Source organism: Rhodococcus sp. NPDC004095, from assembly GCF_053604015.1.
Genome location: NZ_JBSGGS010000004.1, coordinates 17,904 through 32,099 on the forward strand (window position 1 = coordinate 17,904; position 14,196 = coordinate 32,099).

At 65.9% G+C, this 14,196-nt stretch carries 22 protein-coding genes; 2 read left to right on the forward strand and 20 right to left on the reverse strand.

Going from position 1 to position 14,196, the window contains the following annotated elements; all coding sequences use genetic code 11:
• The coding region (locus ACWEPG_RS08680) for an Ig-like domain-containing protein (RefSeq protein ID WP_452594272.1) at positions 1 to 1,307 on the reverse strand (1,307 nt) is incomplete at its 3' end.
• 279 nt (positions 1,308 to 1,586) lie between these two features.
• Here ACWEPG_RS08680 and ACWEPG_RS08685 point away from each other — a divergent pair.
• Positions 1,587 to 1,709, forward strand: a complete 123-nt coding sequence (locus tag ACWEPG_RS08685) for a hypothetical protein (protein ID WP_450114585.1) — start codon at positions 1,587 to 1,589, stop codon at positions 1,707 to 1,709.
• A gap of 398 nt (positions 1,710 to 2,107) precedes the next feature.
• On the opposite strand, the gene truA is transcribed toward ACWEPG_RS08685, so the two are convergent.
• The 8 genes from truA to infA form a co-directional block, all read right to left on the reverse strand.
• Positions 2,108 to 2,980 carry a tRNA pseudouridine(38-40) synthase TruA gene (truA, locus tag ACWEPG_RS08690; RefSeq protein ID WP_452594363.1) on the reverse strand — a complete coding sequence of 291 codons (873 nt, stop codon included), beginning with the start codon at positions 2,978 to 2,980 and terminating at the stop codon, positions 2,108 to 2,110.
• Between the two features lie 41 nt (positions 2,981 to 3,021).
• Positions 3,022 to 3,537, reverse strand: a complete 516-nt coding sequence (gene rplQ / locus ACWEPG_RS08695) for a 50S ribosomal protein L17 (protein WP_450114586.1) — start codon at positions 3,535 to 3,537, stop codon at positions 3,022 to 3,024.
• A gap of 35 nt (positions 3,538 to 3,572) precedes the next feature.
• Entirely contained in the window at positions 3,573 to 4,637 is a 1,065-nt protein-coding gene (locus ACWEPG_RS08700; protein WP_450114587.1) for a DNA-directed RNA polymerase subunit alpha, read from the reverse strand.
• Between the two features lie 133 nt (positions 4,638 to 4,770).
• Positions 4,771 to 5,376, reverse strand: coding sequence for a 30S ribosomal protein S4 (gene rpsD / locus ACWEPG_RS08705; RefSeq protein WP_450114588.1), 606 nt, complete (start codon positions 5,374 to 5,376; stop codon positions 4,771 to 4,773).
• A gap of 21 nt (positions 5,377 to 5,397) precedes the next feature.
• Positions 5,398 to 5,811, reverse strand: a complete 414-nt coding sequence (rpsK, locus tag ACWEPG_RS08710; RefSeq protein WP_003938066.1) for a 30S ribosomal protein S11 — start codon at positions 5,809 to 5,811, stop codon at positions 5,398 to 5,400.
• On the reverse strand, positions 5,811 to 6,182 hold the full coding sequence (rpsM, locus tag ACWEPG_RS08715; protein WP_450114589.1) for a 30S ribosomal protein S13: 372 nt from the start codon (positions 6,180 to 6,182) through the stop codon (positions 5,811 to 5,813). Before rpsM ends, rpsK begins: the two co-directional genes overlap by 1 nt.
• Before the next feature lie 265 nt (positions 6,183 to 6,447).
• Entirely contained in the window at positions 6,448 to 6,561 is a 114-nt protein-coding gene (rpmJ, locus tag ACWEPG_RS08720) for a 50S ribosomal protein L36 (protein WP_003938068.1), read from the reverse strand.
• A gap of 79 nt (positions 6,562 to 6,640) precedes the next feature.
• The gene (infA, locus tag ACWEPG_RS08725; protein WP_003418601.1) at positions 6,641 to 6,862 is read right to left on the reverse strand and encodes a translation initiation factor IF-1; all 222 of its coding nucleotides are present in this window, start codon (positions 6,860 to 6,862) and stop codon (positions 6,641 to 6,643) included.
• A 227-nt stretch (positions 6,863 to 7,089) separates the two neighbouring features.
• Between infA and dtd the strand changes: the two genes are divergently transcribed.
• Entirely contained in the window at positions 7,090 to 7,521 is a 432-nt protein-coding gene (dtd, locus tag ACWEPG_RS08730) for a D-aminoacyl-tRNA deacylase (protein ID WP_450114590.1), read from the forward strand.
• 60 nt (positions 7,522 to 7,581) lie between these two features.
• Here dtd and map read toward each other — a convergent pair whose 3' ends face one another.
• From map to rplE, 11 genes are all read right to left on the reverse strand, one after another.
• The gene (gene map / locus ACWEPG_RS08735; protein ID WP_450114591.1) at positions 7,582 to 8,376 is read right to left on the reverse strand and encodes a type I methionyl aminopeptidase; all 795 of its coding nucleotides are present in this window, start codon (positions 8,374 to 8,376) and stop codon (positions 7,582 to 7,584) included.
• 20 nt (positions 8,377 to 8,396) lie between these two features.
• On the reverse strand, positions 8,397 to 8,942 hold the full coding sequence (locus ACWEPG_RS08740; protein ID WP_450114592.1) for an adenylate kinase: 546 nt from the start codon (positions 8,940 to 8,942) through the stop codon (positions 8,397 to 8,399).
• Positions 8,939 to 10,252, reverse strand: coding sequence for a preprotein translocase subunit SecY (gene secY, locus ACWEPG_RS08745; protein WP_450114593.1), 1,314 nt, complete (start codon positions 10,250 to 10,252; stop codon positions 8,939 to 8,941). Before secY ends, ACWEPG_RS08740 begins: the two co-directional genes overlap by 4 nt.
• Before the next feature lie 198 nt (positions 10,253 to 10,450).
• The gene (gene rplO, locus ACWEPG_RS08750; protein WP_450114594.1) at positions 10,451 to 10,891 is read right to left on the reverse strand and encodes a 50S ribosomal protein L15; all 441 of its coding nucleotides are present in this window, start codon (positions 10,889 to 10,891) and stop codon (positions 10,451 to 10,453) included.
• A gap of 2 nt (positions 10,892 to 10,893) precedes the next feature.
• The gene (gene rpmD, locus ACWEPG_RS08755; protein ID WP_345341335.1) at positions 10,894 to 11,073 is read right to left on the reverse strand and encodes a 50S ribosomal protein L30; all 180 of its coding nucleotides are present in this window, start codon (positions 11,071 to 11,073) and stop codon (positions 10,894 to 10,896) included.
• Positions 11,074 to 11,075: 2 nt separating this feature from the next.
• Positions 11,076 to 11,729 (reverse strand): 30S ribosomal protein S5, encoded by a 654-nt coding sequence (gene rpsE, locus ACWEPG_RS08760; RefSeq protein WP_450114595.1) that lies wholly within the window; start codon positions 11,727 to 11,729, stop codon positions 11,076 to 11,078.
• Positions 11,730 to 11,760: 31 nt separating this feature from the next.
• Complete coding sequence (gene rplR / locus ACWEPG_RS08765) at positions 11,761 to 12,168, reverse strand: 50S ribosomal protein L18 (protein ID WP_450114596.1); 408 nt, start codon at positions 12,166 to 12,168, stop codon at positions 11,761 to 11,763.
• A 1-nt stretch (position 12,169) separates the two neighbouring features.
• Complete coding sequence (gene rplF, locus ACWEPG_RS08770; RefSeq protein ID WP_450114597.1) at positions 12,170 to 12,709, reverse strand: 50S ribosomal protein L6; 540 nt, start codon at positions 12,707 to 12,709, stop codon at positions 12,170 to 12,172.
• Between the two features lie 14 nt (positions 12,710 to 12,723).
• The gene (rpsH, locus tag ACWEPG_RS08775; protein WP_345341327.1) at positions 12,724 to 13,122 is read right to left on the reverse strand and encodes a 30S ribosomal protein S8; all 399 of its coding nucleotides are present in this window, start codon (positions 13,120 to 13,122) and stop codon (positions 12,724 to 12,726) included.
• 321 nt (positions 13,123 to 13,443) lie between these two features.
• Positions 13,444 to 13,629: a type Z 30S ribosomal protein S14 gene (locus ACWEPG_RS08780; protein ID WP_050063877.1), complete on the reverse strand. Its 186-nt coding sequence runs from the start codon at positions 13,627 to 13,629 to the stop codon at positions 13,444 to 13,446.
• Positions 13,630 to 13,632: 3 nt separating this feature from the next.
• The gene (rplE, locus tag ACWEPG_RS08785) at positions 13,633 to 14,196 is read right to left on the reverse strand and encodes a 50S ribosomal protein L5 (protein ID WP_142100157.1); all 564 of its coding nucleotides are present in this window, start codon (positions 14,194 to 14,196) and stop codon (positions 13,633 to 13,635) included.

The window sequence follows — 14,196 nt, forward strand, 5'->3', positions numbered from 1 at the left end:
GAACCGAGGAACCCGGCCGCACCCGAGAACACCGCGGTGACGTTCTTGGCACCCGCAGCATCGAAGGTGTGCGACAACGTCGCCACACCACCCGTGACCGCAACCGGCGCACCGATGTTCGCGTCACCGTCCTTGAACTGGACGGTTCCGGCGGCATCGGCCGGGGTGACGGTTGCCTTCAACTCCACGGCCTGCCCCGTCGTCGCCGACGCGGGCACCTCCAGCGACGTCGTCGTCGCGACATCCGGAACCGACACCGCAATCGAACCCACCGCCGATGTCGAGGTGAGGAACTCGCCCGCACCCGAGAAGACAGCGGTGATGTTCTTGCCACCCGCAGCATCGAAGGTGTGCGACAGGGTCGCGGCTCCACCGGTGACCGCAACGGGCGCACCGATGTTCGTTGCACCGTCCTTGAACTGCACCGTGCCACCGCTCGGGGCCGGAGCGACCGTCGCCTTCAACTCGACGGCCTGACCGGTGGTCGCGGTCGCCGGGACCTGGAGGGTGGTCGTGGTCGCCACGTCGGCGACCCCGACGGACACGGACTGTGCCGCCGACTGGGATTCCGCGGCGGTCGCCGTAGCGAGGAATTTCGCAGTAAGGCTGTGGTTGCCTGCGGTCGTCGGAGTCCAGCCGATCGACACGGCATTACCCACGAGCGGTCCCTGACCGATCTTGGTGGTGCCGTCGTAGAACTCGACCGTGTTACCCGCCGCGCCACCGGTGACCGTCGCCGTCAACTGCGACGACTGCCCCACCTTCGCACCCGTGACCGCGGCGAGGGTGGTGGTGGTCGCACTCTTGGCGACGGTGAGGGTCGGACCCTTGTTCGTGTACGTGCCCGAACCGAGACCGCTGGTGTAGTTCATCCACGTCGACAGCGCCGTGTCGCGCGCACAGTCCGCCCCGACGGTGTACGAGAACTCGAAGGTCCGATCCGTCCCGTTGACCAGGTTACCCACCGGCCACTGTGTCGCACCGCCCTTGACCTTCGTGTTGTCCGCGGCCACCGTGTCCACACCGATCGCAGACCCGTTCATCTTCGCGGAACCGTTGACGTACGTGAGGCACGTCGGGTGGTAGTCCGACACCGTGTAGATGTACTCACCGACGATGTTGGTGCGCTGGAACTTCGTCGACGACGTGATCACGTCACCCGCGTTCGGCGTCGTATTGCTGATGGTGCGGGTGAATCGGCTCGCACCGTCATCCCACGTCACGGACCCGGATGCGGCAGACGCCACCCCACCGACAACGGCGACGCTGAGCGTCGCCAGGGTGGCAGCACTTACCGTCCCCACCACCCGCCTCACAATCGGACGAGACATCATTTCTCCTCACGAACCAGGGGCGCGCCAATGAGCGACAAGCGCGCAAATTCAGATCACCTTAGCCAGCCCGTGGCCGGACCGTGACCGAATCGTGGAATTCTCCCAGACATCCGTCCAAGATCGTTTCCCCAGCTCACCGTGCCAATAAGAGAAGGGGCACGTTACCTCGCCAAACCGTTGGTCACGAGGGAGGCAAGCTCCTGACACGCCTCCGCATCCCCCAGCCAGGGTCGCCTCGGTTACCTGCCGGCGTTGGATCCGGACCATCGTCGCGGCGGCCAGGTCCGCGACGAACGCCGTGTGCCCGTCCCGGCGGTCGCCGGCCACCACGGCGCCTTCGCCGACACTCCGAAGTGGATCAGCGTCGAGGAGTAGAAGTGCCGGAGCCCGTGATCGCGACCGACAGGCCGGCGGACCAACGCCCGAGCGGACACCCGCTCGGTCATGGCCGCGTTGTCGTCGGATGGGAGCAGCGCGCTTGCACGTCACACGACGGAAGCCGGCGACTCCGGTCTCATCCCCTTCGCCTCACTTCCGGTTGTCGTATCCGATCGCGAGGATCTGGAAGATCCATCCGGAAACGGCGAATGCCCTGGCACCGGCCAGGGCATTCGATTGGCAGCCCGCTTCCCTCATGCCGCCCGCGCAACCTACGCGCATGGTCCGAGAGATCAGCACCACCGCGCGGCCACGTTCCCGGAAGCGATCACACCGGCCTGCACTCCGAAGTCGATCCGTCCACGACGAGTCGGACTGCAGGAACCCCGCCGACGTCAGTCGCCGCAGCAGCCGCCGGGCAGTGCGCGCACCTCGCGGGTCGCGGCGTTCCGGGCGGCGAGGTCCCGCTCGTCCGGGTAGTCCACCCGCACGAGGCTCAGTCCGTGTGCGGGCGCCACGAGAACGGAACTCGACCGTTCCCGTTCCTGCAGCAACGCGGTCGTCCAGTCGACGGTGCGCCGACCCTCCCCCACGGCCAGCACCGCACCGACCAGACTGCGGACCATCGACCAGCAGAACGCATCCGCGCTGACGTGGGCGGTCAGGATGTCACCCTCGCGCGTCCAGTCGAAGCGCTGAAGTTCGCGAACCGTCGTCGCGCCCTCCCGGCGCCGGCAGAACGCGGCGAAGTCGTGCAGCCCGAGCAGCGCATGGGACGCCGTCTGCATGGCGTCCAGGTCGAGCACCTTCGGCACCGACACGGTGTCGCGGGCCCGCAGCGGCTCGGCACCGTACCTCGCGGTCGTGACCCGGTACTCGTAGTGCCGACGGATCGCCGAGAACCGGGCGTCGAACTCGGCGGGTGCGGCGGTGATCGCCTTGACGCGCACATCCGGCGGGAGGAAGCGTGCGAGCCTGCGCACCAACCGATCCGGATCGTCGAGGCCGGCTCCGTGGCGCGGCCCGTTCGCCGATTCGCCGGCGCCGGACATGTCGAGGTCACAGTGCGCGACCTGCCCGCAGGCGTGCACCCCGGCGTCGGTGCGCCCGGCGACCGTCAACTGCGCCGGCTGCCGCAACACCGTCGAGATCGCCTCTTCGAGCACCCCGCACACCGTCCGCAGACCGGGCTGACGGGCCCACCCCGCGAAGTCGGTGCCGTCGTAGGTGATGTCCAGTCGAAAGCGAACGAACCCGCCCTCCCGGATGGGAGCGACGGGTTCGTTCGCAGGTTCTGACGCGTTCAGCGTTAGTCCTTCTTGGCCTCGTCGGCGGACTCGGCCTCGGCGGCCGGGGCCTCCTCGGCAGCAGCCTCGACGACCTCGGTCTCCTCGACCTTGGTCTCCTCGGCCTTGGCCTCCTGCGACGCCTGGACGCGGCGAGCGCGGTTGGCCTCGGAGGTGACCGTCTGCTCCTTGACGAGCTCGATGATCGCCATCGGAGCGTTGTCACCCTTGCGGGGGACGGTCTTGATGACGCGGGTGTAGCCGCCATCGCGCTCCGCGTAGAACGGGCCGATCTCCGCGAACAGGGTGTGCACGACATCCTTGTTGCGGATGACCTTGAGAACCTCGCGACGGTCGGCGAGGGTTCCACCCTTGGCCTTGGTCACGATCTTCTCGGCGTACGGACGCAGGGCCTTGGCCTTGGCCTCCGTGGTGGTGATACGACCGTGCTCGAAGAGCGCGGTGGCCAGGTTGGCGAAGATCGCCTTCTGGTGCGAAGCCGACCCGCCGAAGCGGGCACCCTTCTTGGGCTTGGGCATGATGAATCTCCTAGTAAAGGACCTTCAGTGAGCTGTTACAGCTGCTCGGTCTCGGCATAGTCCTGGTCGTTGCCTTCACCCTCGTTGAAGGCACCGGCATCGGTGTCGCTCCAGGTCCCGGTGGCGGCGTCGTAGCCCGCAACCGTGGACGGATCGAACGAAGCCGGGCTGTCCTTGAGGGACAGGCCGAGCGAGTGCAGCTTGACCTTGACCTCGTCGATGGACTTCTGCCCGAAGTTGCGGATGTCGAGCAGGTCGGACTCGGTGCGACCAACCAGCTCGCCGACGGTGTGAACACCCTCGCGCTTGAGGCAGTTGTAGGACCGGACCGTCAGGTCCAGATCCTCGATCGGCAGTCCGAAGGAGGCGATGTGATCGGCCTCGGCGGGCGAGGGTCCGATCTCGATGCCTTCTGCTTCGACGTTCAGCTCACGGGCCAGGCCGAAGAGCTCAACCAGGGTCTTGCCCGCCGAAGCGAGCGCGTCCCGCGCGGTGATGGAGTTCTTGGTCTCCACGTCGAGAACGAGCCGATCGAAGTCGGTGCGCTGCTCGACGCGGGTGGCCTCCACCTTGTAGGTGACCTTGAGCACCGGCGAGTAGATCGAGTCGACCGGAATGCGGCCGATCTCGGCGCCGGACGCCTTGTTCTGGACGGCGGGAACGTAACCGCGACCGCGCTCGACGACGAGCTCGATCTCCAGCTTGCCCTTGTCGTTCAGGGTGGCGATGTGCAGATCCGGGTTGTTCACCGTGACGCCGGCCGGAGGCACGATGTCGCCTGCAGTCACGGCACCGGGGCCCTGCTTGCGGACGTACATGGTGACCGGCTCGTCCTCTTCGGAGCTCACGACCAGGCCCTTGAGGTTCAGGATGATGTCGGTGACATCCTCCTTCACACCGGGGACGGTGGTGAACTCGTGCAGGACGCCGTCGATGCGGATGCTGGTGACAGCAGCGCCGGGGATCGACGACAGCAGGGTGCGGCGAAGCGAGTTGCCGAGGGTGTACCCGAAGCCGGGCTCAAGGGGCTCGATGACGAACTTCGAGCGGTTGTCAGCGATGACCTCTTCGGTCAGCGTGGGTCGCTGCGAAATGAGCATTTGGTTTTCCTCCTGTACGGGCGTCCGCTATTTGACACCCACGTTGGATGGCGCCTTCGGCGCTCGTGCGCGGTCTGCGAGTCCGAGTCGCGAAACCCGGGAACACACAAACCGCGCACGAGCCGTGAGGCTTTTACTTCGAGTAGAACTCGACGATCATCTGCTCCTGCAGCGGCACCTGGATCTGTGCGCGCTCCGGCTCCTGGTGAACCAGGATCCGCAGGCGACCCGGGACGACCTGCAGCCAGCCCGCGGCGGGGCGCTCGGTGTAGGTCTCACGCGCGATCTGGAACGGCAGCGTCGCCAGCGACTTCTCCTTGACATCGATGATGTCGTACTGGGAGACGCGGTAGCTGGGGATGTCGACCTTCTTGTTGTTCACAAGGAAGTGACCGTGGCTGACCAGCTGACGGGCCTGACGACGCGTACGGGCCAGGCCGGCGCGGTACACGACGTTGTCGAGACGGGTCTCGAGGATGCGAAGCAGGTTCTCGCCGGTCTTGCCGGGGCGAGCGTTCGCCTCCTCGTAGTAGCGACGGAACTGCTTCTCCATGACGCCGTAGGTGAAGCGAGCCTTCTGCTTCTCCTGCAGCTGGAGCAGGTACTCGCTCTCCTTGATCCGCGCGCGGCCGTGCTGGCCCGGCGGGTAGGGGCGACGCTCGAACGCCTGGTCGCCTCCAACGAGGTCGACACGCAGGCGACGCGACTTACGGGTAACGGGACCGGTATAACGAGCCATGATTCTTTACCTTCCTTCCCGTTAGACGCGACGCCGCTTGGGCGGGCGGCAGCCGTTGTGCGGCTGGGGGGTGACATCGGAGATGGTGCCGACCTCGAGACCGGCGGCCTGCAGCGAACGGATCGCCGTCTCACGTCCGGAGCCCGGGCCCTTGACGAAGACGTCGACCTTCTTGACGCCGTGCTCCTGCGCCTTGCGGGCAGCGTTCTCGGCGGCAAGCTGCGCGGCGAACGGGGTGGACTTACGCGAGCCCTTGAAGCCCACGTGGCCCGACGATGCCCACGAAATGACGTTGCCGTTCGGGTCCGTGATGGACACGATCGTGTTGTTGAAGGTGCTCTTGATGTGAGCGGCACCGTGCGGGACGTTCTTCTTGTCCCTGCGACGCGCCTTCTGGGTCTTCTTCGGACCGGTGCTACGTGACTTCGGAGGCATTACTTCTTCTTCCCTGCGACGGTGCGCTTCGGACCCTTACGGGTACGCGCGTTGGTCTTGGTGCGCTGTCCACGCACGGGCAGACCACGACGGTGGCGCAGGCCCTGGTAGCAGCCGATCTCGATCTTGCGACGGATGTCGGCCTGGACCTCGCGGCGCAGGTCGCCCTCCACCTTGAGCTCGGAGCCCTCGATGTAGTCGCGGAGCTTGGTGAGGTCGTCGTCGCTCAGGTCCTTGCTACGCAGGTCCGGGCTGACGCCCGTGTTCGCGAGAATTTCCTTGGAGCGGGTACGGCCGACACCGTAGATGTAGGTCAGTGCGATCTCCATCCGCTTTTCGCGGGGAAGATCGACACCCATGAGTCGTGCCATCTGGCATTCCTTTTCGGTGTGCGGAGGTCTACTCCCAGCCCATCCCCTGTGCCATCACGGCCGGCCGTGTCCAACTGGACGGACCGTGGCCGTGAAACGTCTTTCAACTAACTCAGTGGGGCCCCAGCCTCCGTGCCGGGGGTGTACCGACGCCTGCCTGTGGACTCGAACACCCGAAGGTGCCACGCCCGGTGGCCGTAAACGCCGGCTGGTGCTGGAAGGTCATCTGTGCTTGTTGCCAAGCAGATCTTCGAGGAGAAGCGATCTAGCCCTGACGCTGCTTGTGGCGCAGGTTCTCGCAGATCACCATGACCCGCCCGTTACGGCGGATCACCTTGCACTTCTCGCAGATCTTCTTGACGCTCGGCTGAACCTTCACGTCTGTCTAATCTCCTGATGTGTCGCCCACCGGCCGGTGGACATACCTCTCCCAGACCAGGAGTGGCCCGGGAAGCTTGTTACTTGTACCGGTAGACGATGCGACCGCGAGAAAGGTCGTAGGGCGACAGCTCTACGACGACCCGGTCTTCCGGCAGGATGCGAATGTAGTGCTGACGCATCTTGCCGCTGATGTGTGCGAGGACCTTGTGGCCGTTCTCCAGCTCAATGCGGAACATCGCATTGGGCAGTGGCTCGACAACTCGTCCCTCGACCTCGATGGCCCCGTCTTTCTTTGCCATATCCTCCGCGATCCGTTGGTGGGCATCGTTCTCCGTTACGGTGGTGCGGACGCGATGGAGAACCGGCTGCTCGCTTGCTTCGAGTGCACCCCGAGAACGACGCGGGAAGCGGGACCGAAACAGCGCACGACCGGCACGCAGGACGCACCATTGATCCACTTTACCGGAGTTCTCCCACCAGGCCAAATGCGCCGCGTCCACCCTCCCTCCGCGAAAGGACGATGCCCGTGCGTGCGGTCGTACAACGAGTAACCGAGGCCTCGGTCGAGGTCGACGGGACGATCGTCGCCCGCATCACGCCCGACGGACAGGGTCTGCTCGTCCTGCTCGGAGTCGGGCACGACGACACCGAGACCACCGCGGCCACGTTCGCCGCGAAGATCTGGAAGCTCCGAATCCTGGAAGGCGAGAAGTCCGCCTCCGACGTCGATGCCCCCGTCCTCGTCGTCAGCCAGTTCACCTTGCTCGGCGACGCCCGCAAGAGTCGCCGGCCGTCGTGGTCGGCGGCGGCTCCACGCCCCGTCGCGGAACCACTGGTCGATGCGTTCGCCGCAGCGCTGCGCGACTTCGGCGCCACCGTGGAAACAGGCCATTTCGGGGCCCACATGCGGGTGTCCTCGGTGAACGACGGACCGGTCACCCTGGTCATGGAGGCGTGAGCGAAACGACGAACGGGCAGTCGCACACCGTGCGACTGCCCGTTCCGTTGAGAAGGAGTGCTACTCCGGCCGGAGCGTCAGGATCCGCGGACCGTCCTCGGTCACTGCCACGGTGTGCTCCCAGTGCGCGGCGCGGGACCCGTCGATCGTGACGACGGTCCAGTCGTCATCGAGGGTCTCGGTCTCCGTGGTTCCCAGCGTCAGCATCGGCTCGATCGCCAGCACCGATCCGACGACGAGCTGCGGACCCTTACCGGGCGCACCCTCGTTCGCCAGAAACGGATCCATGTGCATCTCTCGACCGATGCCGTGCCCGCCGTAGCCGTCGACGATGCCGTAACGGCGATCGTGCGCACGCTCGGCGGCGTGGGTGCCCTCCTCGATCGCGTGCGAGACGTCGGTGAGCCGGTTGCCCGGCAACATCGCCGCGATACCGGCCTCCATCGACAGTCGCGTCGCCTCGCTGAGGTCGCGGTCCGCATCGATGATGTCGCCGACCCCGAACGTCCATGCCGAGTCGCCGTGCCAGCCGTCGAGGATCGCGCCGCAGTCGATGGAGACCAGGTCCCCCGCCACCAGGATCTCGTCGGCGGACGGGATGCCGTGCACGACACGATCGTTCACGGACGAACAGATCGACCCGGTGAACCCGTGGTAGCCGAGGAACGACGGCACCGCGCCGGCGTCCCGGATCGTCTGTTCGGCGATCCGGTCCAACTCGAGGGTGCTGACCCCCGGCTTGGCCGCCGCCCGCACGGCCACCAGAGTGGCGCCGACGATCGCCCCCGCCGCCGCCATGGCGTCGAGCTCACCGGCGGTGCGGAACGGAACGACCTTCTTACGACGAAACCCCACGAACAAATCCCTCTTGGTTGTTACTTGCCGAGCGCGGCGAGCGCGCGGGCGTTGACCTCGTCGACCGTGCCGACGGCGTCGACGGTGACGATGCTGCCTGCGTAGTAGTCCAGCAGCGGAGCGGTCTCCTCGCGGTAGACCCGCATCCGGTTGCGGATGACGTCCTCGGTGTCGTCGGCGCGGCCACGGGCCAGCATCCGCTCGACCACGACGTCGTCGTCGACGTCGAACGCGAGGACGCCGTCGAGCGTGACGTTCAGCCCGGCCAGGATCGCCTTCAGCGCCTCGGCCTGGTCCACCGTCCGGGGGAAGCCGTCGAGGAGGAACCCGTTCGCGGCATCGGGCTCGGCGACCCGGGCCTTGACCATGTTGTTCGTGATCTCGCTTGGCACGAGGTCGCCGGCGTCCATGTACTTCTTCGCCTCGAGACCGAGAGCCGTCTGCTGCCCGATGTTCGCGCGGAACAGGTCGCCCGTCGAGATGTGCGGAACGCCGAGCTTTTCCGACAGGATTTCGGCCTGCGTGCCTTTACCGGCACCGGGAGGACCAACGAGGACGAGTCTCACTTGAGGAACCCTTCGTAGTTGCGCTGCATGAGTTGGCTCTCGATCTGCTTGACGGTGTCGAGGCCGACGCTGACGAGAATCAGGACGGCCGCACCACCGAAGATGCTGCTGCCCGCGGTTCCCTTCGCAAGGAAGAGATTGGGCAGGACCGCGATCAGACCGAGATAGATGGCGCCCGGCAGCGTGATGCGGCTGAGCACGTACTGGAGGTAGTCCGCCGTGGGTCGGCCGGGACGGATACCGGGAATGAAGCCGCCGAACTTCTTCATCTCGTCGGCGCGCTCCTCCGGGTTGAAGGTGATCGCGACGTAGAAGTACGTGAAGAAGACGATGAGCAGGAAGTAGATGAGGATGTAGACCGGGTTCGACGGGTTCACCAGGTACTCGTTGATGATCCGCTGCCACCAGCTCGGATCGGTCGAGCTGGCCGCGCCCGTCAGCTGGGCGATCAGGTTCGGCAGGTACAGCAGCGAGGACGCGAAGATCACCGGGATGACGCCGGCCTGGTTCACCTTCAGCGGCAGGTACGTCGACGAGCCGCCGTACATCTTGCGACCGACCATGCGCTTGGCGTACTGGACCGGGATCCGGCGCTGGCCCTGTTCCACGAAGATGACGCCGGCGAGCAGCACCAGCGCGGCGACACACACCGCGGCGAAGATCAGTCCGCCACGCGAATCGAGGATCGCCTTGCCCTCGGACGGCAGCCGGGACGCGATGCCGGAGAAGATCAGCAGCGACATGCCGTTACCCACGCCACGCTCGGTGATCAGCTCACCCATCCACATCACCAGTGCCGCACCGGCAGTCATCACCAGCACGATGGTCACCAGCGAGAACACCGAGTCGTCGGCGAGGATCGGTTCGCTACACCCCTGGAGCAGCTGGCCCCGCGCCGCGAGCGCCACGATGCCGGTGGCCTGCAACACGGCCAGCGCGATCGACAGGTACCGCGTGTACTGGGTCATCTTCGCCTGACCCGACTGGCCCTCCTTGCGGAGCTCCTCGAATCGCGGGATCACGACTGTCAACAACTGGACGATGATGCTCGCCGTGATGTACGGCATGATGCCGATCGCGAACACCGACAGCTGCAGCAGCGCGCCACCGGAGAAGAGATTGATCAGCGAGTAGATGCCCGCCTGGTCGCTCCCCGAGATCTGGTCGATACACGCCTTCACGTTGCCGTAGTCGACACCGGGAGACGGCAGCGTCGCACCGAACCGATAGAGCGCGATCAAACCGAGTGCGATGAGGATCTTCCGCCTCAGGTCTGGAGTCCTGAAGGCCGAGACGAAGGCGGAAAGCAAAGATCCTCCTGGGCACGACGAGAGTGAGGTGGGCGGAACGCCCGATGGTCGAGTGAACTCTAGAACTCTAGCAGTGGCGTGCGGAGCGACTGCTGGGCAATCCCACAATTGCCGGCCACAAATGCCGACACCGGCCGCCGAACGACGACGGCCGCGGCACCTCGCGGTGCCGCGGCCGTCGCGGTGTTCAGAATCCGATCACAGTTCGGTGGCGGTGCCACCGGCAGCGGTGATCTTCTCCTTGGCGGCACCGGTGAACTTGTTCGCGGTGACCTGAACGGCAACCGTGAGTTCGCCGTCGCCCAGAACCTTCACGAGCCGGTTCTTGCGAACCAGGCCCTTGGCGATGAGCTCCTCGACGCCGATCTGGCCGCCCTCGGGGAACACCCGAGCGATGTCGGCCACGTTGACGACCTGGTACTCGACCCGGTTCGGGTTCGTGAAGCCCTTGAGCTTGGGCAGCCGCATGTGCAGCGGCATCTGCCCGCCCTCGAAGGCGGCCGGCACGTTCTTGCGGGCCTTGGTGCCCTTGGTGCCGCGACCGGCGGTCTTGCCCTTCGAACCCTCACCACGGCCGACGCGGGTCTTGTCGGTCTTGGCGCCCGGCGCAGGCCGGAGATGGTGCAGCTTGATGGTCATGGTTAGACCTCCTCAACTGTGACGAGGTGGCGAACCACGTTGATCAGGCCGCGGTTCTGGGCGTTGTCCTCACGGACGACGCTCTTGCGGATGCCCTTGAGGCCGAGCGTCCGCAGGCTGTCGCGCTGGTTCTGCTTGGCACCGATCGAGCTCTTGACCTGGGTGACCTTCAGTTCGGCCATGATCAGACTCCCTGTCCCGCACGTGCGCGCAGCATGCCGGCCGGGGCCACGTCCTCGATCGGCAGACCGCGACGAGCGGCCACCTCCTCGGGACGCTGCAGACCCTTGAGGGCGGCAACGGTCGCGTGCACGACGTTGATCGCGTTGTCGCTACCGAGCGACTTGGCAAGGATGTCGTGAACACCGGCGCACTCGAGCACGGCACGCACCGCACCACCGGCGATCACACCGGTACCCGGGCTGGCCGGACGGAGCATGACGACGCCGGCAGCGGCCTCGCCCTGCACCGGGTGAGTGATGGTGCTGCCGATGAGCGGCACGCGGAAGAAGCCCTTGCGAGCCTCCTCGACACCCTTCTGGATGGCCGCGGGAACTTCCTTGGCCTTGCCGTAGCCGACGCCAACGAGTCCGTTGCCGTCGCCCACGATCACGAGAGCGGTGAAGCTGAAGCGCCGACCACCCTTGACCACCTTGGACACGCGGTTGATCGCAACCACGCGCTCGATGTGGTTCGACTTCTCCGCAGCGTTGTCGCGACGGTTGTCGCGGCGGTCACGACCGCCACCACGGTTGTCGCCACCGCGGCTGTCGCCACCGGCGGGTCCGTTCTGTCCGGCGGGTCCGCTGCCGCCGTCACGCCTCTGACGTCCCGGCATCAGACTGTCCTTCCGTTCGAAATCTTGGTCATCAGAACTTCAACCCGCTTTCGCGAGCGGCGTCCGCGAGGGCCGCGATACGGCCGTGGTAGCCGTGGCCACCGTGGTCGAAGACCACGGCTTCGATGCCGGCAGCCTTGGCGCGCTCGGCGATCAGCTGACCGACCTTCGCGCTGAGGGCCTTCTTGTCGCCCTCGGCGGCACGCAGGTCCGCCTCGGTGGTCGACGCCGCGGCCAGGGTGTGGCCGGCGAGGTCGTCCACGAGCTGGACGTGGATGTGCCGGGAGGACCGGTTCACGACGAGACGGGGACGCTCGGGCGTGCCGGAGATCTTCTTGCGCAGACGGAAGTGACGACGCGTCTTCGACAGACGACGCGTGGTGGACACGTCCTTGCCCAGCGGAATCCGCTTGGCCTTCTGGTTTGCAGTCTGGCTCATATCACTTACCCGTCTTTCCGACCTTGCGGCGGACCTGCTCACCCTCGTAGCGGATGCCCTTGCCCTTGTACGGGTCGGACTTGCGCAGACGACGGATGTTGGCGGCGATCTGGCCGACCTTCTGCTTGTCGATGCCGGAGATCGAGAACTTGGTCGGCGACTCGACCGCGAACGAGATGCCCTCGGGCGCCTCGATCGGAACCGGGTGGCTGTAGCCGAGCGAGAACTCGAGGTCCTGGCCCTTGAGCGCGACGCGGTAGCCGACGCCGTGAATCTCCATCTTGGTGGTGTAACCCTGGGTCACACCGGTGATGAGGTTCGCGACGAGGGTGCGCGACAGACCGTGCAGCGCGCGGCTGCGACGCTCGTCGTCGGGACGGGTGACCAGCAGGGCACCGTCCTCACCCTTGGCGATGGCGATCGGCTCGGAGATCGTCAGCGACAGCTGGCCCTTGGGGCCCTTCACTGCGACGTCCTGCCCGTCGATGGTCACCTCGACACCCGAGGGGACGGTGACCGGAATCTTTCCAATACGCGACATTGTGGTGGCCTCCCTTACCAGACGTAGGCGAGGACTTCGCCGCCCACGCCCTGCTTGGCCGCCTGACGGTCCGTGAGCAGGCCGGAGGACGTGGAGATGATCGCCACGCCGAGGCCGCCGAGAACCTTGGGCAGGTTGGTGGACTTCGCGTAAACCCGGAGGCCGGGCTTGGAAACACGACGGACGCCGGCGAGGCTGCGCTCACGGCTGGGGCCGTACTTGAGGTCGACGATGAGGGTCTTGCCCACCTCGGCGTCCTCGGTGCGGTAGTCGGAGATGTAGCCCTCGCGCTTGAGGATCTCGGCGATGTTCGCCTTGATCTTCGAGTGCGGCAGCTTCACCTCATCGTGGTACGCCGAGTTGGCGTTGCGCAGACGCGTCAAGAAGTCTGCGATGGGATCGGTCATGGTCATGGTTCGACCTCGACACCTTTCTCGCTGCGGTTCCCATGCACCACCGGAAGACCGGTCGTGGGCCTACAACAATTCGGCTGGTCCGGGCGACGTTCGTCGGCCGGATTGAGTCGTGCCGTTCGAGCATCGCCGGCACGCAAAGGGCCGACGTTGCACAGGCAACCGCTCTAGTGTAGGCAAAACCCCAGCACAGGCCAAATCGGCCGAGGTTCGCCCACTCCCCCGCACGGATCCCACACCGGAATCCACGGCGAAGGCCGTCAAATACAGCGAGGGCGCGGACCCCATCGGAGTCCGCGCCCTCACCTCACGTGCGTGGTGTCACCAAGAGCTCTTGTGAACACCCGGCAGCTCGCCGGCGTGCGCCATCTCACGCAGGCACACGCGGCACAGACCGAACTTGCGGTAGACCGCGTGCGGACGGCCGCACTTCTGGCAGCGGGTGTACGCGCGAACCGCGAACTTGGGCTTCTTGTTGGCCTTGTTGACCAGTGCCTTCTTCGCCATGGCTCAGTTCTCCTTGAACGGGAAGCCGAGGTGCTTGAGCAGGGCACGGCCTTCTTCGTTGTTGGTGGCGGTCGTCACGACGGTGATGTCCATACCGCGCGGGCGATCGATCTTGTCGACGTCGATCTCGTGGAACATCGACTGCTCGTTGAGACCGAAGGTGTAGTTGCCGTTGCCGTCGAACTGCTTGCCGGACAGGCCACGGAAGTCCCTGATTCGGGGAAGAGCGATCGACACGAGACGGTCGAGGAACTCCCACATCCGGTCGCCACGGAGGGTGACGCGGGCACCGATGGGCATGCCCTCACGCAGCTTGAACTGCGCGATGGACTTGCGGGCCTTACGGATCTCGGGCTTCTGACCGGTGATCAGAGCGAGATCGGCAACCGCGCCGTTGATCAGCTTCGCGTCACGAGCGGCGTCACCGACACCCATGTTGACGACGACCTTGACCACGCCGGGGATCTGCATGACGTTGGCGTACTTGAACTCTTCGTTCAGCGCGTCCTTGATCTCGGCGCGGTAGCGCGCCTTGAGCCGGGGCTGAATCTTCTCGGTGCTCGTCAT

Excerpts from the sequence above, each read along its gene's own strand:
- rplQ (WP_450114586.1), bottom strand. The coding sequence starts at position 3,537 with ATGCCCAAGCCCAAGAAGGGTGCCCGCTTCGGCGGGTCGGCTTCGCAC.
- rpsK (WP_003938066.1), bottom strand. The coding sequence starts at position 5,811 with ATGCCTCCGAAGTCACGTAGCACCGGTCCGAAGAAGACCCAGAAGGCG.
- ACWEPG_RS08700 (WP_450114587.1), bottom strand. The coding sequence starts at position 4,637 with ATGCTCATTTCGCAGCGACCCACGCTGACCGAAGAGGTCATCGCTGAC.
- rplE (WP_142100157.1), bottom strand. The coding sequence starts at position 14,196 with ATGACGAGCACCGAGAAGATTCAGCCCCGGCTCAAGGCGCGCTACCGC.
- rpsD (WP_450114588.1), bottom strand. The coding sequence starts at position 5,376 with ATGGCTCGTTATACCGGTCCCGTTACCCGTAAGTCGCGTCGCCTGCGT.
- infA (WP_003418601.1), bottom strand. The coding sequence starts at position 6,862 with ATGGCAAAGAAAGACGGGGCCATCGAGGTCGAGGGACGAGTTGTCGAG.
- rpsE (WP_450114595.1), bottom strand. The coding sequence starts at position 11,729 with ATGCCGGGACGTCAGAGGCGTGACGGCGGCAGCGGACCCGCCGGACAG.
- rplO (WP_450114594.1), bottom strand. The coding sequence starts at position 10,891 with ATGACCATCAAGCTGCACCATCTCCGGCCTGCGCCGGGCGCCAAGACC.
- rpmD (WP_345341335.1), bottom strand. The coding sequence starts at position 11,073 with ATGGCCGAACTGAAGGTCACCCAGGTCAAGAGCTCGATCGGTGCCAAG.
- rpsH (WP_345341327.1), bottom strand. The coding sequence starts at position 13,122 with ATGACCATGACCGATCCCATCGCAGACTTCTTGACGCGTCTGCGCAAC.
- rpsM (WP_450114589.1), bottom strand. The coding sequence starts at position 6,182 with ATGGCACGACTCATGGGTGTCGATCTTCCCCGCGAAAAGCGGATGGAG.
- rplR (WP_450114596.1), bottom strand. The coding sequence starts at position 12,168 with ATGAGCCAGACTGCAAACCAGAAGGCCAAGCGGATTCCGCTGGGCAAG.
- rplF (WP_450114597.1), bottom strand. The coding sequence starts at position 12,709 with ATGTCGCGTATTGGAAAGATTCCGGTCACCGTCCCCTCGGGTGTCGAG.
- ACWEPG_RS08780 (WP_050063877.1), bottom strand. The coding sequence starts at position 13,629 with ATGGCGAAGAAGGCACTGGTCAACAAGGCCAACAAGAAGCCCAAGTTC.